This window comes from Pseudomonas sp. Sample_11, from assembly GCF_004307505.1.
GTDB lineage: Bacteria > Pseudomonadota > Gammaproteobacteria > Pseudomonadales > Pseudomonadaceae > Aquipseudomonas > Aquipseudomonas atacamensis.
This window is the reverse complement of sequence record NZ_RCOD01000084.1, coordinates 1-20,512: the sequence shown is the minus strand read 5'-3', so window position 1 is coordinate 20,512 and position 20,512 is coordinate 1. Positions and strand designations below refer to the sequence as shown.

20 protein-coding genes are annotated in these 20,512 nt (G+C 60.1%); 12 read left to right on the top strand and 8 right to left on the bottom strand.

Features of this window, described 5'->3' with window-relative positions; translation table 11 throughout:
- The first annotated feature begins 130 nt into the window (after positions 1-130).
- Positions 131-1,795 (top strand): energy-dependent translational throttle protein EttA, encoded by a 1,665-nt coding sequence (ettA, locus tag D8U60_RS23000; protein ID WP_130901012.1) that lies wholly within the window; start codon positions 131-133, stop codon positions 1,793-1,795.
- Between the two features lie 351 nt (positions 1,796-2,146).
- The gene (gdhA, locus tag D8U60_RS22995; protein WP_130901011.1) at positions 2,147-3,484 is read left to right on the top strand and encodes an NADP-specific glutamate dehydrogenase; all 1,338 of its coding nucleotides are present in this window, start codon (positions 2,147-2,149) and stop codon (positions 3,482-3,484) included.
- On the opposite strand, the gene D8U60_RS22990 is transcribed toward gdhA, so the two are convergent.
- From D8U60_RS22990 to D8U60_RS22970, 4 genes are all read right to left on the bottom strand, one after another.
- Positions 3,481-3,975: a GreA/GreB family elongation factor gene (locus D8U60_RS22990; protein WP_039761720.1), complete on the bottom strand. Its 495-nt coding sequence runs from the start codon at positions 3,973-3,975 to the stop codon at positions 3,481-3,483. The two genes, gdhA and D8U60_RS22990, sit on opposite strands and share 4 nt — an antisense overlap.
- A 70-nt stretch (positions 3,976-4,045) precedes the next feature.
- On the bottom strand, positions 4,046-4,402 hold the full coding sequence (locus D8U60_RS22985) for a hypothetical protein (RefSeq protein WP_073475524.1): 357 nt from the start codon (positions 4,400-4,402) through the stop codon (positions 4,046-4,048).
- Positions 4,403-4,621: 219 nt separating this feature from the next.
- Positions 4,622-6,475 (bottom strand): DUF4105 domain-containing protein, encoded by a 1,854-nt coding sequence (locus D8U60_RS22975; protein ID WP_130901010.1) that lies wholly within the window; start codon positions 6,473-6,475, stop codon positions 4,622-4,624.
- A gap of 243 nt (positions 6,476-6,718) precedes the next feature.
- A complete protein-coding gene (locus D8U60_RS22970; RefSeq protein WP_016773112.1) occupies positions 6,719-7,207 on the bottom strand; it encodes a DUF3015 domain-containing protein in 489 nt (162 codons plus the stop codon).
- A 302-nt stretch (positions 7,208-7,509) separates the two neighbouring features.
- Here D8U60_RS22970 and D8U60_RS22965 point away from each other — a divergent pair, with 302 nt between their 5' ends.
- Together D8U60_RS22965 and D8U60_RS22955 are read left to right on the top strand one after the other, a co-directional pair.
- Complete coding sequence (locus D8U60_RS22965; protein WP_024014367.1) at positions 7,510-9,948, top strand: ATP-binding protein; 2,439 nt, start codon at positions 7,510-7,512, stop codon at positions 9,946-9,948.
- A gap of 324 nt (positions 9,949-10,272) precedes the next feature.
- A complete protein-coding gene (locus D8U60_RS22955) occupies positions 10,273-10,593 on the top strand; it encodes a hypothetical protein (protein ID WP_016773114.1) in 321 nt (106 codons plus the stop codon).
- On the opposite strand, the gene D8U60_RS22950 is transcribed toward D8U60_RS22955, so the two are convergent.
- Positions 10,590-12,419: a hypothetical protein gene (locus tag D8U60_RS22950; protein WP_130901008.1), complete on the bottom strand. Its 1,830-nt coding sequence runs from the start codon at positions 12,417-12,419 to the stop codon at positions 10,590-10,592. The genes D8U60_RS22955 and D8U60_RS22950 overlap by 4 nt on opposite strands.
- 160 nt (positions 12,420-12,579) lie before the next feature.
- Here D8U60_RS22950 and D8U60_RS22945 point away from each other — a divergent pair, with 160 nt between their 5' ends.
- The 3 genes from D8U60_RS22945 (at position 12,580) to D8U60_RS22935 (ending at position 14,243) form a co-directional block, all read left to right on the top strand.
- Positions 12,580-13,068, top strand: coding sequence for a TIGR00645 family protein (locus tag D8U60_RS22945; RefSeq protein ID WP_016773116.1), 489 nt, complete (start codon positions 12,580-12,582; stop codon positions 13,066-13,068).
- A 131-nt stretch (positions 13,069-13,199) separates the two neighbouring features.
- Positions 13,200-13,505: a DUF6482 family protein gene (locus D8U60_RS22940; RefSeq protein WP_024014365.1), complete on the top strand. Its 306-nt coding sequence runs from the start codon at positions 13,200-13,202 to the stop codon at positions 13,503-13,505.
- A gap of 120 nt (positions 13,506-13,625) precedes the next feature.
- Positions 13,626-14,243, top strand: coding sequence for an FKBP-type peptidyl-prolyl cis-trans isomerase (locus D8U60_RS22935; RefSeq protein ID WP_016773117.1), 618 nt, complete (start codon positions 13,626-13,628; stop codon positions 14,241-14,243).
- A gap of 139 nt (positions 14,244-14,382) precedes the next feature.
- On the opposite strand, the gene D8U60_RS22930 is transcribed toward D8U60_RS22935, so the two are convergent.
- The 3 genes from D8U60_RS22930 to D8U60_RS22920 all read right to left on the bottom strand — a co-directional run bounded on the left by D8U60_RS22930 (position 14,383) and on the right by D8U60_RS22920 (position 16,303).
- Positions 14,383-14,640: a hypothetical protein gene (locus D8U60_RS22930; protein ID WP_016773118.1), complete on the bottom strand. Its 258-nt coding sequence runs from the start codon at positions 14,638-14,640 to the stop codon at positions 14,383-14,385.
- A 204-nt stretch (positions 14,641-14,844) separates the two neighbouring features.
- Positions 14,845-15,186: a zinc ribbon domain-containing protein YjdM gene (locus D8U60_RS22925; protein ID WP_016773119.1), complete on the bottom strand. Its 342-nt coding sequence runs from the start codon at positions 15,184-15,186 to the stop codon at positions 14,845-14,847.
- A gap of 148 nt (positions 15,187-15,334) precedes the next feature.
- Positions 15,335-16,303 (bottom strand): polyprenyl synthetase family protein, encoded by a 969-nt coding sequence (locus tag D8U60_RS22920; RefSeq protein ID WP_016773120.1) that lies wholly within the window; start codon positions 16,301-16,303, stop codon positions 15,335-15,337.
- A 241-nt stretch (positions 16,304-16,544) separates the two neighbouring features.
- Here D8U60_RS22920 and rplU point away from each other — a divergent pair, with 241 nt between their 5' ends.
- The 5 genes from rplU to D8U60_RS22895 all read left to right on the top strand — a co-directional run bounded on the left by rplU (position 16,545) and on the right by D8U60_RS22895 (position 20,300).
- On the top strand, positions 16,545-16,856 hold the full coding sequence (gene rplU, locus D8U60_RS22915; protein ID WP_007924746.1) for a 50S ribosomal protein L21: 312 nt from the start codon (positions 16,545-16,547) through the stop codon (positions 16,854-16,856).
- Positions 16,857-16,891: 35 nt separating this feature from the next.
- Positions 16,892-17,149: a 50S ribosomal protein L27 gene (gene rpmA, locus D8U60_RS22910; protein WP_016773121.1), complete on the top strand. Its 258-nt coding sequence runs from the start codon at positions 16,892-16,894 to the stop codon at positions 17,147-17,149.
- Between the two features lie 193 nt (positions 17,150-17,342).
- Entirely contained in the window at positions 17,343-18,566 is a 1,224-nt protein-coding gene (gene cgtA, locus D8U60_RS22905) for an Obg family GTPase CgtA (protein WP_016773122.1), read from the top strand.
- A 137-nt stretch (positions 18,567-18,703) separates the two neighbouring features.
- The gene (gene proB / locus D8U60_RS22900; RefSeq protein ID WP_039761700.1) at positions 18,704-19,822 is read left to right on the top strand and encodes a glutamate 5-kinase; all 1,119 of its coding nucleotides are present in this window, start codon (positions 18,704-18,706) and stop codon (positions 19,820-19,822) included.
- A gap of 10 nt (positions 19,823-19,832) precedes the next feature.
- Positions 19,833-20,300 carry a CreA family protein gene (locus D8U60_RS22895; protein ID WP_039761698.1) on the top strand — a complete coding sequence of 156 codons (468 nt, stop codon included), beginning with the start codon at positions 19,833-19,835 and terminating at the stop codon, positions 20,298-20,300.
- Positions 20,301-20,512 lie beyond the last annotated feature (212 nt).

Sequence of the window (20,512 nt, the reverse complement as noted above, 5' to 3'; positions counted from 1 at the left end):
GTTCCAGCCCCTACAATCAGACTTTTTCCAGCGCGCACGCATTGATCGCGATCAAGTGAACGACGCGCACAGTCTGGCCAGGCATCGCCTGCGCTCCAATCATTCATCTGTCACTGACCCAAGGTTCTCCATGGCTCAATACGTCTTCACCATGCATCGGCTGGGCAAAGTTGTTCCGCCGAAGCGGGAAATCCTCAAGAACATTTCGCTGTCCTTCTTCCCCGGCGCCAAGATCGGCGTGCTCGGCCTCAACGGTTCGGGTAAATCCACGCTGCTGAAAATCATGGCCGGCGTCGACACCGAGTTCGAAGGCGAAGCCCGTCCGATGCCGGACCTGAACATCGGTTACCTGCCGCAAGAGCCGCAGCTCGACCCTGCCAAGACCGTGCGTGAAGTGGTCGAGGAAGCGGTCAGCGTGATCAAGGATGCGCAAGCGCGTCTGGACGAAGTCTACGCGGCCTACGCCGACCCGGATGCCGACTTCGACAAGCTCGCCGCTGAACAGGCCAAGCTCGAAGCGATCCTGCAGGCCAGCGATGGCCACAACCTTGAGCGCCAGCTGGAAGTCGCCGCCGATGCGCTGCGTCTGCCGGCCTGGGACGCGAAAGTCGAACACCTGTCCGGTGGTGAAAAGCGTCGTGTCGCCCTGTGCCGTCTGCTGCTGTCCGCGCCGGACATGCTGCTGCTCGACGAACCGACCAACCACCTGGATGCCGATTCGGTGGCGTGGCTGGAGCATTTCCTCCACGACTTCCCGGGCACCGTGGTCGCGATCACGCACGACCGTTACTTCCTCGACAATGTCGCCGGCTGGATTCTGGAACTCGACCGCGGCGCGGGCATTCCTTACGAGGGCAACTATTCGGGCTGGCTCGAAGCCAAGTCCGATCGCCTGGCCCAGGAATCCAAGCAGCAGTCGGCTCATGAAAAAGCCATGAAGGAAGAACTGGAGTGGGTGCGCAAAGGCGCCAAGGCCCGCCAGTCGAAATCCAAGGCACGTCTGCAACGCTTCGAAGAAATGCAATCGCAGGAATTCCAGAAGCGCAGCGAGACCAACGAGATCTACATCCCGGCCGGTCCACGCCTGGGCGACAAGGTCATCGAATTCAAGAACGTCACCAAAGGCTACGGCGATCGCGTGCTGATCGACAACGTGTCGTTCTCCATGCCGAAAGGCGCCATTGTCGGCGTGATCGGTGGTAACGGTGCCGGTAAGTCGACGCTGTTCCGCATGCTGATGGGCAAGGAAACCCCGGATTCGGGCAGCATCGAAGTCGGTGAAACCGTGCAGCTGGCCTGCGTCGACCAGAGCCGCGAGGACCTCGACGGCAGCAAGACCGTGTTCCAGCAGATTTCCGACGGTTCCGACCAGATCCGCATCGGCAACTACGAAATCCCGTCGCGCACTTACGTCGGCCGCTTCAACTTCAAGGGCGGCGACCAGCAGAAGTTCGTCAAGGATCTGTCCGGCGGTGAGCGCGGTCGTCTGCACCTGGCGCTGACCCTGAAGGAGGGCGGCAACGTCCTGCTGCTCGACGAACCGTCCAACGACCTCGACGTGGAAACCCTGCGTTCGCTGGAAGAAGCCCTGCTGGACTTCCCGGGCGCCGCCATTGTGATCTCTCACGATCGGTGGTTCCTTGACCGTGTCGCCACGCACATCCTGGCGTACGAAGACGACTCGCAAGCGGTGTTCTTCGAAGGCAACTACACCGAGTACGAAGCCGACCGCAAAAAACGCCTCGGCGAAGCAGCGGCCCAGCCACACCGGGTACGTCACAAGAAACTGGCCTGATATCGGGTTGGTTGCAGAAAGAGCGGAGCCTTCGGGCTCCGTTTTTTTTGCCCTGGGTTTTACCTGATAAACCGAGTTGCGGCTTTCGCGAGCAGGCTCGCTCCCACAGGGGTAACGCATTCCAAATGTGGGAGCGAGCCTGCTCGCGAATACGGTGTAACTGTTGGTGCAAGTCTTGGATCTGTGCTCCCCACTCAGGTGCAAAAACGGATCAAATACCCCTCGGATTTATATCCTGTGCACCATTTAATTTCATAACTGCGACATCTTGCTCTGTTCCTGTGCGCAATTCGTTTGTTACAGTCCGGCCCAATCTCCTCCAACGACAATAAATTTGCCGAGACTTTGCCCATGATCGAATCCGTCGAATCCTTCCTTGCGCGCCTGAAAAAACGCGACCCGGATCAACCCGAATTCCACCAGGCTGTCGAAGAAGTCCTGCGCAGTCTGTGGCCGTTTCTTGAAGCCAATCCGCATTACCTGACTTCAGGCATTCTCGAGCGTATCTGCGAGCCGGAGCGCGCGCTGGTGTTTCGCGTGTCGTGGGTCGACGATCAGGGCAAGGTCCAGGTCAATCGCGGCTTCCGTATCCAAATGAACAGCGCCCTCGGCCCGTACAAGGGCGGCTTGCGTTTTCATCCGTCGGTGAATCTCGGCGTGCTGAAATTCCTCGCCTTCGAGCAGACCTTCAAGAACTCGCTGACGTCCCTGCCCATGGGCGGCGGCAAGGGCGGTTCCGACTTTGACCCGAAGGGCAAGAGCGACGCCGAGGTCATGCGCTTCTGCCAGGCGTTCATGAGCGAGCTGTATCGCCACATCGGTGCTGACGTCGACGTGCCGGCCGGTGATATCGGTGTCGGTGCGCGGGAGATCGGTTTCCTGTTTGGCCAGTACAAGCGCCTGAGCAACCAGTTCACCAGCGTCCTCACCGGCAAGGGCATGACTTACGGCGGCAGCCTGATTCGCCCGGAAGCCACCGGTTTCGGCTGCGTGTACTTCGCCGAAGAAATGCTCAAGCGCCGCGGGCAGAGCGTGGAAGACAAGCGCGTGGCGATTTCCGGTTCCGGCAACGTTGCGCAGTACGCGGCGCGCAAGGTCATGGATCTGGGCGGCAAAGTGATTTCCCTCTCCGACTCCGAAGGCACGCTGTACTGCGAAGCAGGATTGAGCGAAGCACAGTGGCTGGCGCTGCTGGAGCTGAAAAACATCAAGCGCGGGCGCATCAGCGAACTGGCAAGCGCCCATGGTCTGGAATTCCGCGCCGGCCAACATCCGTGGTCGTTGGCGTGCGATATCGCGCTGCCCTGCGCGACGCAAAACGAACTCGACGCCGAAGCCGCGCGCACTCTACTGCGCAATGGCTGCGTCTGTGTGGCTGAAGGCGCGAACATGCCGACCACGCTGGAGGCTGTGGATATCTTTATCGAGGCCGGCATTCTGTTCGCACCGGGCAAGGCATCGAATGCGGGCGGTGTTGCCGTGAGTGGTCTGGAAATGTCGCAGAACGCCATGCGCCTGCTGTGGACCGCGGGCGAGGTCGACAGCAAGCTGCACGCGATCATGCAGTCGATCCACCACGCCTGCGTGCATTACGGCGAAGACAACGGTCAGGTCAATTACGTCAAGGGCGCGAACATTGCCGGCTTCGTCAAAGTCGCCGATGCGATGTTGGCGCAAGGCGTGGTTTAAGCCGGTTCGATGCGGATCACTTCGATCAGTTGATCGCCGGCAGGCCGCTGCCATAGCACCTCATCGTTGAGCCGGGCGCCGAGCAAGGCCCGGCCCAGCGGTGAGGCCCAGTTGATCAGGCCCTGACTGGCGTCGGCCTGATCCTCGCCGACCAGTTGCACGCGGTGTTCTGTGTCGTGTTCGTCGGCGAAGGTCACCCAGCTACCGATCTGCACCTTGTCGGTGGAAGTCGCAGCGACTGCGACTTGGGCGCTGCTCAGGCGTTGAGTGAAATAACGCAGATCCCGTTGCAGATCGGCCAAGCGTTGCTTGTCGGCCTGCTCGCCCTTGGCCGTTTGCTCGGCGTGCAGGCTCTGCAACTCGATGACTTTCGCCTGCAACTGCGCCAGCCCTTGCGGGGTGACGTAGTTGGGCTGCGTGCTGACCTGACGTTCGACCGGCTGATCGGCCTGCGCGGCGGCGTTGTCTTCGTTGACGAATGCGCGACTCATGAAGTCCTCCTGTTAAAGGATTTGGGCCATGGTTGCCGGCATTTGGTTTCAACGGATGTCCGCAAGCGACCTATTGCGAGCGATAGGCCCGCCCGACGTCCTGGTCCTTCTGCTGCTGCCAGGCGCGTTCGCGTTCGTCCCAATGCTCGTTGCGATATTGCTCGCGATCCTTGTTTTCGAGCATCGCCTGACATTGGCGGAAGCCGTCGACCCAGCCGTCGGCGTATTGCTGATCCTTGAGATAGCGCGGCACGTTCTTGCGAAACTCGCCGCTGATCGAACCTGCCGCTTGCCGGCCACTGACGCAACCGTCATCGAAACCGTCGGCGAATGCCGGTGGATAACCCTTGGCGATCAAGTCTTCATGGGTGGTCTGGCAACCGCCCAGCGCCAATACAACGCCCAACAACCCCACGCACCGCCACATCGCACTCTCCCGCGCCGGTTGTCGGCTGATAGGGAAAGTCTAGAAGGGGATTCATGAGGCGGCTGTCGAAGGCCTGTGAAAAATCCATTGCACACCACAAAGCACCTGTGGGAGCGAGCCTGCTCGCGAAGGCGTCGTGTCAGGCAACACTACTATTGACTGAACCACCGCTTTCGCGAGCAGGCTCGCTCCCACAGGGAGATTTACACAGGCTCGGGATCAGTAGTGATACCACTTCACTTCCAGCATGACTTCCGTTTCCGGGCTGGCGAGCTGGCTGAACTCGCGCTGCGCGCTCAGGCGCAAACCGAGATTGCGCGACAGCTCCCACTGCTGATTCAGGCTCAGGCTACGGCGCACTTCGCCGTTGAAGAAGTAGTCGCCCTTGGCCTCCAGACTCAAATTGCCCAGCGGGTTTTTCCACAGCACGCCGGTGTTGAAGCCGCCGGCCGGGGAAACGAACTCGGCGAAGTCGTTGTTGTGCTCCACGCGCACCGTGCCCAGCGCAAAGCCGAGCACGTCTTCGCCCAACTGCCACGTGCCGCCGCCGCCACCGTTGACATGGCTGACCAGCGTTTCGTCGTCATGCTTGCCCGGCACCCGCTCAAGGCCACCGGTGACTTGCCACGACAGCGGTTGCAGCAGCTCGTTGCGCGGTGTCAGCGAACGAATGGTCGCCAGATCCAGTTGCTGCAACTGCCAGTCATTGCCTTCGTACTGGCGCAGCTTCAGTTGCAGGATCTCGATCTGCGCGCCGAGGGGGAAGCTTTCGGCGTTGTCGTTGAGGTCGTGATAAGCCATGCGCAGGCCATATTCGCCGAACGCGCGATCGCCGCGCGTACCGATGCCGGCCTGCCAGGTGCGGGACTCGTGGCCATCTTCGGGCAGACCGGGTTGCGGTATTTCCAGCTCCGGCGCCGGGTTCTTGTTGATCGCCCGCAGCAGTTCGAAACTGCGCTGCGCCCGTTGCGGATCGCGCTCCTGGCCGTTGGCGCGGTAGCGCTCCAGACGATAGGCGGCGTCGACGATCAGCGCCTGACGTGCACGCGGCAGGGCTTTGAACGTTGGCTCTTGCAGGACTTTTTGATCGGCGCTGACTTTCAGCACCCATTGCTGTTCGTCATCGCTCAACGGTTCGGCGCGGCTGAGCAGTTCACGTTCGCGGGACGGGCGATACTCGATGTGCTCGACCAGCCCGGCCTCTTTCACCGCTTTGACGGTGTCGGTCGGGATCGCGGTCAGCGGGAATTGTTCGGTCAGGCGCAGACTCGGCCGCGCCACTTGCAGCAGTTCCAGCAAGCGATACGAGCAGTTTTCGTCGAAGAAGAAGTAGTCGAACTGGATCTGCTTGAGCTCCCACACATGTTCGACCATGCGTGCGGTTTCTTCCTGGGTCAGGTTGAGGCGGTATTCCCACAGGTCACGGTTTTCCAGGCTGCGGTATTCCGACAGTTTTTCCTGATACGGCACCAGCGCGAACAGCCCCGGGTAGCCGCCCATCAAGCCTTTCCAGGCATACAGAATGCTGTTGTCCGAGCCTTCGATGTAGGCGCCGAAGTTGATCGCGTAGCTGAGCAGCGAGGTCTTGTCGGCCTGCACATCCGCCTGATCGATGCGCAGCAGGGTGTGGCCGAACATCGACGACGGGCTGTTGAGATACGCCGCCGGGAAAATCATCACCGCGCTGTGCGGCGAGACGTCCTTGAACCATTGCTTGTATTCGGCGCATTCGGGCGCTGGCAGGTCGGCGAGATTGAGCTGCGCTTTCAGCCAGCGTGTACGCGCGGGGTATACGCATTGTGCGTGTTGCTCGCCGAGGCTGGCCGGGGCGTACAGCGCCTGCACGGTGGCGGCCAGTTCGCGGTCCGGATGCTCGTTGCCGTCGGGCGCGAGAAAGAACTTCTTGTCGCTGACATAGCTGCGCCAGCCGCCGAGCTTGGCGGTTTCGTAATGACCGAGGGAAATCCAGAAGCGGTCGTTGGCCAGTTGCTGCAAACGATGAGGATCGATGTGAGGCGCGGCGGACAGCGGGGCGCAGACACAGAGCGCCAGCCAGGCAAGGCGTTTGAGCATAGGTGGCAACTTAAGTCGAAAGAAAATAAATCCCGGATCGGGGGTAATCACTGCACCCTGTGGCGTGGGGATTTATCCCCGCTGGGCTGCGAAGCGGCCCCATAAGCTGTGTCACCAATGCATCGGATACATCGCATGCACAGGTATTACGACTGCTTCGCAGCCGAACGGGGACAAATCCCCTCGCTACAGACCGTATTCAAAATAAAACCCGCTTCCCGAAGGAAGCGGGCGGGGTCGAGCTTAAGCCTGAGTTGCGTACTTGGCCAGACGTGGGTCCGATTTCAGTACTGCCAGGGTGTTGGTATGCACGTCTTCAGCGGTCACGTCAGCTTTGCTAAAGATCTGCTGGAAGTGCTCGTGGGTCACTTGCGCGAAGTGCGCGCGATCTTCCGGTGCTACGCCCAGGACCACGGCATAAGTGGTCAGCGCTTCGCCATTGCCTTTGGCCATGTCTTCGGACAGCTCGTTCATCATGCCATTCATGGCGAACCAGGATTTGCCGCCGTAGGTCAGCGATGCGTTGGTCGAGCAACCGTTGGTGCCGGAAGTCATACCGAACGTGGCGTTACCGGAAGTGCCGTTGGTGGTGGAAGCAAGGAAGTGCGCCGGGGTGCCACGCTGACCTTCGAACAGCATGTTGCCCCAACCGCAATCCGGGCCGCCCGGGGCTTGCGCCATTGCGTTGATGGATACAGCGGTGAAGAGAGTACCGAGAAGAATCCGTTTCATAGCTTTGTTCTCTTTATGTGCATACCAATGGACAGGGTTCTGGCCCTTCGCGCTCTGCCCGAGGACAAAGCCGAAAGTGTCAGTGGGCCGGTATTAGTTCCAGCCGCGCAGTTTGGAGTTTAGGCACGTTCCAGCGGTTCCGTGACTTTTTGCAAAATATTTGGAATAAACCTCTGATTTAGCGGGACCCGTCGGCCGGCCGCGCGCTTGTCTATGCTTTGTCATGTGGCGCGCCTTGCCAGTGGGGCACGGGCAGCGCCAGAATGCCGCTACCTGCCCCGCCTGATTGTTAAGGAAGCCCGATGCCTGATCCTGTTGCTGCCAGCCTGCGTCTTGCGCCCGAAGCGCTGACTCGTCCGTTTTCCGCTGAACAGTTCAGCTTCACCAGCACCAATGATCTGGAGCCCTTTCGCGGCGTGCTCGGCCAGGAACGCGCGGTCGAAGCCTTGCAGTTCGGTGTGGCGATGCCACGCCCCGGTTACAACGTATTTGTCATGGGCGAGCCCGGCACCGGCCGTTTCTCGTTCGTCAAACGCTACCTGAAAGCCGAAGGCAAGCGCCTGCAGACCCCGGCGGACTGGGTCTACGTCAACAACTTCGATGAGCCGCGCGAACCGCGCGCACTGGAGCTGCCATCGGGCACGGCGGCCTCGTTCATCGGCGACATCAACGGCCTGATCGACAACCTGCTGGCGACTTTTCCAGCAGTTTTCGAACACCCGTCCTACCAGCAGAAAAAAAGCGCCATCGACCGCGCCTTCAACCAGCGCTACGACAAGGCGCTGGACATCATCGAGCGGCTGGCCCTGGAAAAAGACGTCGCCCTGTACCGCGACAGCAGCAATATCGCCTTCACCCCGATGCTCGACGGCAAGGCCCTGGACGAAGCCGAATTCGCGCAGTTGCCGGAAGCCGAGCGCGAGCGGTTTCACGATGACATTTCCGGCCTCGAAGAGCGCCTGAACGAAGAACTCGCCAGCCTGCCGCAGTGGAAGCGCGAGTCGAACAATCAACTGCGTTCGCTCAACGAAGAAACCATCACCCTGGCCTTGCAGCCGTTACTGGCGCCGTTGTCGGAGAAGTACGCAGAGAACGCCGGGGTCTGCGGTTACCTGCAAGCGATGCAGGTCTACCTGCTGAAAACCGTGGTCGAACAACTGGTCGACGACAGCAAGACCGACGCCGTCGCGCGCAAGTTGCTGGAAGAACAATACGCACCAAGCCTGGTGGTCGGGCATCCGGCCAGCGGCGGTGCACCGGTGGTGTTCGAGCCACATCCGACCTACGAAAACCTGTTCGGCCGCATCGAGTACACCACTGATCAAGGCGCGCTCTACACCACTTACCGGCAGTTGCGTCCGGGTGCGCTGCACCGCGCCAATGGCGGTTTCCTGATTCTTGAAGCGGAAAAAATGCTCAGCGAGCCGTTCGTGTGGGATGCGCTCAAACGCGCCCTGCAATCGCGCAAACTGAAAATGGAGTCGCCGCTGGGCGAGATGGGCCGCTTCGCCACCATGACCCTGAATCCGCAGCACATCCCGCTGCAGGTCAAAGTCATCATCATCGGTGCGCGGCAGCTGTATTACACGCTGCAGGATCTCGATCCGGACTTCCAAGAGATGTTCCGCGTTCTGGTCGACTTCGACGAAGACATCCCGATGGTCGACGAAAGCCTTGAGCAGTTCGCCCAGCTCTTGAAAACCCGTACTTCGGAAGAAGGCATGGCGCCGCTGACCGCCGATGCGGTGGCACGGCTGGCGACCTACAGTGCGCGGCTGGCCGAGCATCAGGGGCGCTTGTCGGCGCGCATTGGCGATCTGTTCCAACTGGTCAGCGAGGCGGATTTCATTCGCCATCTGGCCGGCGATGAGATGACCGACGCAGGCCATATCGAACGCGCCCTGAAAGCCAAGGCCACCCGCACCGGGCGGGTCTCGGCGCGGATTCTCGACGACATGCTCGCCGGAATCATCCTCATCGACACTGACGGTGCGGCAGTCGGCAAGTGCAACGGGCTGACGGTGCTGGAGGTCGGTGATTCGGCGTTCGGCGTGCCGGCGCGGATTTCCGCCACGGTCTATCCGGGCGGCAGCGGTATCGTCGACATCGAACGTGAGGTCAACCTCGGCCAGCCGATTCACTCCAAAGGCGTGATGATCCTCACCGGTTATCTGGGCAGCCGTTACGCCCAGGAATTCCCGCTGGCGATCTCGGCTAGCATTGCGCTCGAGCAGTCTTACGGCTACGTCGATGGCGACAGTGCGTCGCTGGGCGAGGCGTGCACGCTGATTTCGGCACTGTCGAAAACGCCGCTCAAGCAATGTTTTGCCATCACCGGTTCGATCAACCAGTTTGGCGAAGTGCAGGCGGTCGGCGGGGTCAACGAGAAGATCGAAGGCTTCTTCCGCCTCTGCGAAGCACGCGGCCTGACCGGCGAACAGGGCGCAATCATTCCCCAGGCCAACGTCGCCACGCTGATGCTCGATGAGAAAGTCCTGGCCGCCGTGCGCGCCGGCCAGTTCCACGTATATGCGGTGCGTCAGGCCGATGAGGCGCTGAGCCTGCTGGTGGGTGAGCCGGCCGGGGAGCCGAACGCCGATGGCGAATTCCCCGAAGGCAGCATCAATGCGCGAGTGGTCGAGCGCCTGCGCGATATCGCCGAGATGATCAGCGAAGAGGACCTGAAAGAGGCTGAGAAGGAGCTGGCGCAGGAGGCCCTCGCCGAAGCCAAACCGGCCTGACAGGCTTGCAATAAACCCTGTGGGAGCGAGCCTGCTCGCGAAAGCGCTGTATCAGTCGACGAATGAGTTGGCTGATCCATCGTCTTCGCGAGCAGGCTCGCTCGCACAATGCTTTTCCAGATTGATTTCTGCGGGGATCTTCGGGGAATGTGCCACTACTCTGACGCCAATATTCACACAATGACCATTCGGCGCCTTCTGGTTCCATTTGGCTTGCGCGGGACACTTTTCTTCTATTCTCAGGTCAAGGATGTCGACAGTATCACTGGATCGAGCCAGTCCTCCCGTGGGGGCTGAATACCGGCTTTACCGAGGGTCGCCGCCATGTCGCGCAACCTCTGTCTCACCCGTCAATGCCTGGGTCTGGTGACCCGGATCGAATGCGCCGTCAAGCCGCTGGCCGGCGACAACGGCATGTGGACGCTGCTCTTCGCGGCCGGAATGGCCGGCGAACAACCTTCCGCGATCAAAGCCCAGGGCCCGTTCCATGGCCCGGTGGCGGCCGAGTCGATTCTCGACACCATCGTTGAAAGCCTGACCTTGCATGGTTACGAACTGGCCGATGACCCGCAGATCTGGAGCCTGCACCTGCAAGCGCAGTTGCGGCAGATCAACGGCGGTCGTGGGCGCAGCCTCAACGGTTAAGGCACCGTCTGGTCCACCGGCGCCTTGTCGAGCTTGACCTCAAAGCCGTATTGCACGGTGGCGAGGTCGGTGCGCTGATAGGTTTCCACGCGAGTCGGGCGACCGTAAAAATAGTGCACGCCGAGTAGCGCCGGGCCTTCGGTGCTGGCGTCGTGGCTGACCGAAAGAATCTGCTTGAGGTAGTGGCCACTGTCGTCCTTGACGAAGAAACGCCATTCGTTGGCCGGGAAGGTTTTCAGGTCGACTACCAGCGTGTTGTCCTTGATCGCCAGGCCTTTGGGCAATGACTGCGCGTCGTAGGATTGCTTGGCCACCGTGGCCAGAAACAACGGCATCGAGCCCACGGCAATCGCCGGGGTTTCCGGAAACAGATTCAGATCATAAGTAATCGTCGCTTGCAGCGGATCGACCTGGTACGCCTCGGGCGGCAGTTCGATCGGCTCGTCGAGTTTGCCGCCGCGCTTTTCCGTGAAGAAGGTCACGGGACTGACGCCGGGGTTGAGTTCATCGCCAAGCAATTCGTCATTGAAGGTGCGGCGGTGGGAGAACTCGATACGCGCCGCGCTCGGCTCTTCCACCGATTGATGAATGCGCACGCCGGCCTTCAATTGTTCCTCAGTCAGGTCCGCGCCTTTGAGCCAGTTGGCGGCGAGATCGTCATACACCACAACTGGCAGATCCAGCGGCTGCACGGCTTTGGCCGTGGTGTGCGGATTGAAGGTGCGCACCGGCAGGTCCAGGGATTTGCGCGTCACCGTCGCCGAAGAGAAGTCGAGCACGCTGACTTCCAGTGTGTCGATCGGGCCGTGGAAATACACCTTGTTGTAGCGGCGCGGGTGGTCTTTCTCGAAGGCTTGCTGGTCGTCGCTGAGCTGTTTTTCCAGGGTGTCGCTCCAGCTCTGCTGCTTCTGTAACTGCGCCAGTTGTTTCTGGTAGAACGCGACCTGTTCCGGGCTTTCGTTGATCGAGCCAGCGCGCACCAGGTATTGGCCGCTGGCGTCGCGGGCCTGGACGATCAGCGGATTGATCCGGGTTTCGGCGACTTCCGCTGCCAGCGGCAGGCTGTTGCTGACTTCGACCTCGGCATAGTTCTTTTCCAGCTTGAGCAGTTTGACGCTGAGGTTGTCGTTGCTGCGGGTCTGGCCGACGTCTTTCTGCGTCAGGTCAAAGCTGTACAAGCGCCGTGGCGCGATGACTTCGACCTGGCCTTGCAGGCTGACCGGTTGCGGCAGGCTTTTCTTGTCGACGTTGAGGCCATCGATGAACGGGTAGGTCACCGTCAGGTCATCGGGGTTGGTCACGTTGGAGCTGGACGGGCTGAGCTGAATGCCTGGATCGGTCTCCGACCACTCCGGCTGCCAGGCGATCACGCGTTTGTTGCTCAACGTGACCGAGTGCCACTCGATGCCGTGCGGGAACAGGAAACCGCCGGGAATGTTCAGGTTGAACGGGAATACCGGTTGCAGATCGGTCAGGTAATCCGAGCTGGCGTCCTTGTGCAGCACGAACAGACCGTTGATGAAGGTATCGACCAGCGCTTGCGGGGTAGGGTAGTGCTTGAGCACGGCGAGGGCGTCGGCACCGTATTCGGTATGCGGAGTGATGTCGTCGAGCTTGAGCCGGGCGCGTTCGAGCAACAGCAGCGAGCCGCCGAGTTCGGTGATGGCGTCCTTGAGCTTGGGATCGCTGATCGTGTCCAGTGACTGTTCGAAGGTGGCGGTCTTTTCGTCGAGGTTGGCGACTTGTTTTTCATCGCCGGGCGAGCAACCGCCGATGAGCAAGGCGAGGCAGATACCGGCAGTCGTCAAGGCTGATCGCACATCCATTTCCACGCGTCCTGTCCACTGTCATTGGGCTGTCAATGCTTTGGACACTAGCAGAAAAACTTTGTCACACACACGCAGGTGGCGGATTTTCCGGTGGTTTCTGGCTCTCACAGCGGGCTGTTATACTCGCCGCCATTTCCAGCCCCTTGTGTGAGAGTCAATGGAACGCTTTATCGAAAATGCAATGTACGCCACCCGCTGGCTGCTGGCGCCGATCTACATCGGCCTGTCCCTCGGTCTGCTGGCGCTGGCATTGAAGTTCTTCCAGGAAATCATCCATATCCTGCCCAACGTCTTCGCCATGGCTGAATCGGATCTGATTCTGGTGCTGCTGTCGCTGATCGACATGGCGCTGGTGGGTGGTCTGCTGGTGATGGTGATGATTTCCGGCTACGAGAACTTCGTCTCGCAACTGGACATCGACGAAGGCAAAGAGAAGCTCAGCTGGCTGGGCACCATGGACTCGTCGTCGCTGAAAATGAAAGTCGCGGCGTCGATCGTGGCGATTTCTTCGATCCACCTGCTGCGCATCTTCATGGATGCCAAGAACGTCGATCCCGAGCATCTGATGTGGTACGTGATCATTCACATGACTTTTGTGGTGTCCGCGTTTGCCATGGGTTACCTGGACAAGGTCACCAAGCACTGATCAGCCGATCAAGGCAAAAAAACCGCCCGTCTGTTGCGAAACAGACGGGCGGTTTCGTATGTGGCTTGTGCTTTCAAGCGCAGCGGCCTATGCCTGTAACGGTGCGATTCGCCACGGTGTGAGGTGCTTCCATGAACCTGCAAGAGTTGAACGCGTTTGCTGTTGCCAGGAAGGTCGACGAGTTGAACCTGATCTCCATGGAAGGGGGCATTTACCTGTTGGAAGCGAGGATGCATGGGACGGCGTATCCGTTGAGCGATCTCAAGGGCAATATGCTGACGCTGCGCTCAGTGGAGCACGCGCGGGATCTGCTGCATGCTTTCCCGGTGCTGCCCTTCAATCTTGTGCACACCTCGGTCCATGACGAAATGTGCGGGCTGGTCGCTGACCTCGATGAAAGCCTGAAAGTGCCGCTCGCCTGGCGCTCAGCCCTGTAGGCTCGGCCCCAAGTCCGGGGTATCTGTGCTAGTCTGCTCGCCCTTTTGGTTCCGGGCGCGCCGGGACGCGCTGTGCACGCACGGCAAGTCCTGTGGCCGTCCGCACAGCGGAGCAGTGTCATGTCCGAAGTAAATCTGTCCACCGACGAAACCCGCGTCAGCTACGGTATCGGCCGTCAACTCGGCGACCAGCTGCGCGACAACCCGCCACCGGGTGTCAGCCTGGACGCGATCCTGGCCGGTCTGACCGACGCTTTCGCCGGCAAGCCAAGCCGCGTTGGCCAGGAAGAAATGTCCGCCAGCTTCAAGGTGATCCGCGAGATCATGCAAGCTGAAGCAGCTGCCAAGGCTGAAGCCGCGGCTGGCGAAGGCCTGGCCTTCCTCGCCGAAAACGCCAAGCGTGACGGCATCACCACCCTGGCTTCCGGCCTGCAATTCGAAGTGCTGACTCAGGGCGACGGCGCCAAGCCGACCCGTGAAGACCAGGTGCGTACGCACTACCACGGCACCCTGATCGACGGCACTGTGTTCGACAGCTCCTACGAGCGCGGCCAGCCTGCAGAATTCCCGGTTGGCGGCGTGATCGCTGGCTGGACCGAAGCCCTGCAACTGATGAATGCCGGCAGCAAATGGCGCCTGTACGTGCCGAGCGAACTGGCTTACGGCGCACAAGGCGTGGGCAGCATCCCGCCGCACAGCGTTCTGGTGTTCGACGTCGAGCTGCTCGACGTTCTGTAATACCGAGCCTGCCTTGATGGCGGGCTGAAAAATGTGGGAGCGAGCTCGCTCGCGAAGGCGGTTTTTCAGTCGACTCATTCGTTGACTGATTTATCGCTTTCGCGAGCAAGCTCGCTCCGACAGGTTTTTTTAATGCTGCTCATATTTCGATCTTGTTGTGCAGCTCATTGGTCGGGCGCAACGCCCGGGCATAGCAGAACAGGAACAGATTGCGCACCAGCTCCTTGAGCACCAGCGGCTCGCTGGAATTGAGGCTGCTGACGTCCAGATCGCCTTGATCCTGCAGCTCATGCAAGGCTTCTTCTTCAAGCACCGCACAGACTTCGCCGGTTTCCCGATGGAGGATTCTGAGGTACGGGTGTGGGCGATCCAGCCAGGCGTCGATCAAATAAGTCATGGGGCTCATCTCCTTGAAAGGTTTCAATGAGAATAATTCTTATTCATCAAATAGCAAGTGCCTATTGGCGGATCGTGGAGTTTTCCAGGTAAAGGTTGTGTCAGGTCAAAATGACTGGCTGATGGCCATGCGCGTATTCATTGAGCCGAAGCGGGGAGGGCAAAGCTCCATCCCACGGCTGGCGCAGGATGGATGACGCAAGGCTCAGACTTTTCTGACGAACTCGGATTTGAGCTTCATCGGGCCGATGCCGTCGATCTTGCAGTCGATGTCGTGATCGCCATCGCACAGGCGGATGTTCTTGACCTTGGTGCCGACCTTGACCACCAGCGACGTGCCCTTGACCTTGAGGTCCTTGATCACGGTGATGGTGTCGCCGTCCTGCAGGACGTTGCCGACCGAATCTTTCTTCACGGCATCATCAGCCGCCACTTCGGCTTCGCCGCTGGCAGACCACTCGTGGGCGCACTCGGGGCAGACCAGTTGGGTGCCGTCTTCGTAGGTGTATTCGGAATTGCATTTCGGGCAGGGTGGCAACGTGCTCACTAAGGTTCCTTGGGTATCAGGAGGACTAAAGGGCGCACATTGTATAGGGTTTTAGCTTTTCAGGCAGGCAAAAGCAAAAGATCGCAGCTTCGACAACCCCCGTAGGAGCTGCCGAAGGCTGCGATCTTTTGATCTTGTTTCAGCAATATCAGTGCGTGCGGGCTACCGCGAACTCGCTCAGTTCCACCAGCGCATCGCGGTATTCGCTGGCCGGCAGCGCCTCGAGGCACTTGATCGCGCGTGCCACGTAATCGCGGGCCAGTTGCGCGGTGTACTCCAGCGAGCCGGACGCTTCGACGGCGATACGAATGCTTTCCAGGTCTTCGATCCCGCCTTTCTGGATCGCCTGACGCACCAGTGCCGCCTGTTCGGCCGTACCTTCGCGCATGGTGTAGATCAGCGGCAGGGTTGGCTTGCCTTCGGCCAGATCGTCGCCGACGTTCTTGCCCAGGGTTTCCGCGTCGCCTTTATAGTCGAGCAAGTCATCAACCAGCTGGAACGCCACACCCAGGTGATCGCCGAACGTGCGCAGGGCTTCGCTCTGCTCGGCGGTCGCGCCGGCGAGCGCGGCGGCGCTGTGGGTAGAGGCTTCGAAGAGCATCGCGGTTTTGCCGCGGATGACTTCCATGTAGGTTTCTTCGCTGGTGCTGGCGTCACGCACCTTGGACAGCTGCAACACTTCACCTTCAGCGATGATGCGTGTGGCCTGGGAGAGAATCTTCATCACCGGCATCGAGCCCAGTTCGACCATCATTTCGAACGAGCGCGAATACAGGAAGTCGCCGACCAGCACGCTCGGGGCATTGCCCCACATGGCGTTGGCGGTCGAGCGGCCACGGCGCATGCCGGACATGTCGACGACGTCGTCATGCAGCAGGGTCGCGGTATGCAGGAATTCGATGGTGGCGGCCAGCAGGCGCATGTCGTCGCCTTCGCGACCCAGGGCCTTGCCACACAGCAACACTAATAAAGGACGCAGGCGTTTGCCGCCGGCCGACGTGATGTAATCGCCGATTTTCGATACCAGCGGCACTCGAGACGTCAGCTGCTTCTTGATGATGCCGTCGACGGCGCTAAAATCGTCCGCCACCGCGCGGTAGAAAGCTTGGGGTTGCATCAGCGAGAGTCGCTCCAGAAGGGTTGCGCGGCATGCTAGGACCCCCGTCCAGACCTGTCAAGGCGCGATGGACGGCCACTTGCGCGAGGCAGATTGCTTGCGTACAATCGCGCACCCTGAACTTCCTGGGCAGCACCTGCCTTACGCAATTGCACTTGGGCCGTTCCAGCCCCATGCAGCCATGCCAGCCAATACCTCTTCTTATAAAGAGCTGGGTGAGCAGGATTATCGGAGAAATACCATGTACGCAGTAATCGTTACCGGCGGTAAGCAATACAAGGTCGCTGAAGGTGAATACCTGAAGATCGAAAAACTGGAAATCGCTACTGGCGAATCCGTGACTTTTGATCGCGTTCTGCTGGTCGCCAACGGCGACGACGTGAACATCGGCGCACCAGTTGTTGCTGGCGCAACCGTCAAGGCTGAAGTGATCTCCCAAGGTCGTCACGATAAAGTCCGCATCATCAAGTTCCGTCGCCGTAAGCACCACATGAAGCGTATGGGCCACCGCCAGTGGTTCACCGAGATCAAAATCACCGGTATTCAGGCTTAATTACAGCCTAATTCCTCACTAGGAGAATTGAACTCATGGCACACAAAAAAGCTGGTGGTAGTACCCGTAACGGTCGCGACTCAGAAGCCAAACGCCTTGGCGTGAAGATGTATGGCGGCCAGGTCATCAAGGCCGGCAACATCATCGTGCGTCAGCGCGGCACCCAATTCCACGCTGGCTACGGCGTTGGCATGGGCAAGGATCACACTCTCTTCGCTAAAATCGAAGGCGTGATCAAGTTCGAAGTAAAAGGCGCCTTCGGTCGTCGTTACGTGAGCGTAATCGCGGCTTAATCGCGAGATCGCTGGAGAAGCCCTGTCTTGCGACGGGGCTTTTTCGTTTGTGGGGTGAGTCTCTTGCAAAGCTGTTTGTATGGGCTGTCGGCGTGCGATGCAGGTCGTGTCTTGGGGTCGCTGCGCTCATTTTTGCAAGAGTCTTATGTCTTGATTGTTTTTCGGCTCGTCCGTACGGCGAGAGGCGTTGGTTATGAAGTTTGTTGATGAAGTATCGATTCGCGTAAAGGCCGGTGACGGTGGCAACGGTGCCATGAGTTTCCGCCGGGAAAAATTCATTGAAAACGGCGGTCCGAACGGCGGTGATGGCGGTGACGGCGGTTCCATCTACATGATGGCCGACGAAAACCTCAACACCCTGGTCGACTACCGTTACACCCGTCACTTCGATGCCGAGCGTGGCTCCAACGGTGGCAGCACCGACTGCACCGGCAAGAAGGGCGAAGACCTGATCCTGCGCGTGCCGGTCGGCACCACCGTGATCGACTCTGCCACTCAGGAAGTCATCGGCGACCTGACCAAGGCCGGTCAGAAACTGATGGTAGTGCAGGGCGGCTGGCACGGTCTGGGCAACACCCGTTTCAAATCCAGTACCAACCGTGCACCGCGTCAGACCACGCCGGGCAAGCCGGGCGAGCAGCGCGACCTGAAACTGGAAATGAAAGTGCTGGCCGACGTCGGTCTGCTGGGCTTGCCGAACGCCGGTAAAAGTACCTTTATCCGTTCGGTCTCGGCCGCCAAGCCGAAAGTCGCCGACTACCCGTTCACCACGCTGGTGCCGAACCTGGGTGTGGTCAGCGTCGATCGTTGGAAGAGCTTCGTCATTGCCGACATTCCGGGTCTGATCGAAGGCGCTTCCGACGGTGCCGGCCTGGGCATTCGCTTCCTCAAGCACTTGGCGCGCACGCGTTTGCTGCTGCACCTCGTCGACATGGCGCCGCTGGATGATTCCAGTGCTCCGGACGCAGCTGAAGTGATCGTCAACGAGCTGATCAAGTTCAGCCCGTCGCTGGCCGAGCGTGATCGCTGGCTGGTGCTGAACAAGTGCGACCAGATACTTGAAGAAGAGCACGATGCTCGGGTCAAGGAAATCGTCGATCGCCTGGAGTGGACCGGTCCGGTGTACGTGATCTCGGCCATCGCCAAGATCGGTACCGAGCGTCTGTGCCACGACATCATGCGCTACATGGAAGACCGTGCCGATCGCCTCGCCGCAGATCCTGCGTACAAGGAAGAGTTGGCCGATCTCGATCAGCGCATCGAAGACGAGGCCCGTGCGCAGTTGCAGGCGCTGGATGACAAGCGTGCCCTGCGTCGCAGTGGCGTGAAGTCGGTCCATGACATCGGCGACGATGACTGGGACGAAGAAGATGTGGATGACGAAGACGGTCCGGAAATCATTTACGTGCGTGACTGATCCGTTGCGATAAACTTGAACGCCGCTCAATCGAGCGGCGTTTTAGTATCCGGAAATCGATCGTTGGTCAGCAATCGCCACGATTAACGTCACGGGCAGTGCCAGGTCGCGCTGCCCTCAAGCTAAGGTTGAAGATGATGCGGAGCAAGGTGACAGGTGCGCAGCGTTGGGTCGTGAAGATCGGCAGCGCTTTGCTGACAGCTGACGGCAAAGGGCTGGATCGCGCGGCAATGAGTGTCTGGGTCGAGCAGATGGTGGCGCTGCATGAGGCGGGCGTCGAGCTGGTGCTGGTGTCCTCCGGGGCGGTGGCGGCCGGCATGAGTCGCTTGGGCTGGACCGCACGACCCAGTGCCATGCACGAGCTCCAGGCGGCCGCTGCAATCGGTCAGATGGGGCTGGTGCAGGCCTGGGAGTCGAGCTTCGCCGAGCATGGCCGGCACACTGCGCAGATCCTCCTGACCCACGACGACCTGTCCGACCGCAAGCGCTACCTCAACGCCCGCAGTACCTTGCGTGCACTGGTCGAGCTGAAGGTCATTCCGGTGATCAATGAAAACGACACCGTGGTCACCGATGAAATCCGTTTCGGCGACAACGACACGCTGGCGGCGCTGGTGGCCAATCTGGTCGAGGCCGATCTGCTGGTGATCCTTACCGATCGCGACGGCATGTTCGACGCCGATCCGCGCAACAATCCTGATGCGCAGCTGATTTATGAAGCGCGCGCCGATGATCCGACGCTGGATGCGGTTGCGGGCGGTACTGGCGGTGCGCTGGGGCGTGGCGGCATGCAGACCAAGCTGCGCGCGGCGCGACTGGCAGCGCGTTCCGGTGCGCACACCATCATCGTCGGCGGGCGCCTTGAGCGCGTGCTTGATCGTCTCAAGGCGGGCGAGCGCATCGGCACACTGCTATCCCCTGAGCGCGGCATGCTCGCGGCGCGCAAGCAGTGGCTGGCCGGTCATCTGCAAACCCGTGGCACCCTGGTGCTGGATGAGGGAGCGGTGTCGGCGTTGTCCAAGGGCAACAAAAGTCTGCTGCCGGTGGGGGTGAAGCTGGTCCAAGGCAGTTTCCGTCGCGGTGAGATGGTCGTCTGCGTAGCGCCAGATGGTCGGGAGATCGCTCGGGGGCTGGCTAATTACAGCGCCCTGGAAGCGCAAAAAATCATCGGTCAGTCGTCGGATGCGATTGTCGGCTTGCTCGGTTACATGGCAGAGCCGGAGCTGGTTCATCGTGACAACCTGATTCTGGTCTAAGGAAAATTCGATGCGTGTAGCGAAAGGATTGTTGGGCCTGCTGATGGCCATGCCATTGCTGGCCTCGGCCGAGGAAATCGGTCAGGTGTCGACGGTGTTCAAGTTTGTCGGGCCGAATGACCGGATCGTGGTCGAGGCGTTCGATGATCCGAAAGTCGAAGGCGTGACCTGCTACCTGTCACGCGCCAAGACTGGTGGAGTGAAGGGTGGTCTCGGTCTGGCCGAGGATCGTGCTGAGGCGTCGATCGCTTGTCGCCAGGTCGGGCCGATCAAGTTCAAGGGTGAGCTGAAGGATGGCGATGAGGTGTTCAAGGAGCGCACTTCGCTGGTGTTCAAGACCATGCAGGTGGTGCGTTTCCTCGACAAGAAGCGCAACACGCTGGTGTACCTGGTCTACAGCGATCGCTTGATCGAGGGCAGTCCGCAGAATGCGGTCACGGCCATCCCGATCCTGCCGTGGGTGCCGGTCCAGCAATAAGCGCCACCAATCCGAACTGTGGGAGCGAGCCTGCTCGCGAAGAGGTCATGTCGGTCGATAGAAATACCAACTGGCAGATCGCATTCGCGAGCAGGCTCGCTCCCACATTTTTTTGCCTGTAGCTTGTTAAATCACAGGCAATAAAAAACCGACCCTGACAGACTGTGTGAAAACCTAGCAATCTGCGCAGCGCTCAAAGAAAATGCTCCGTA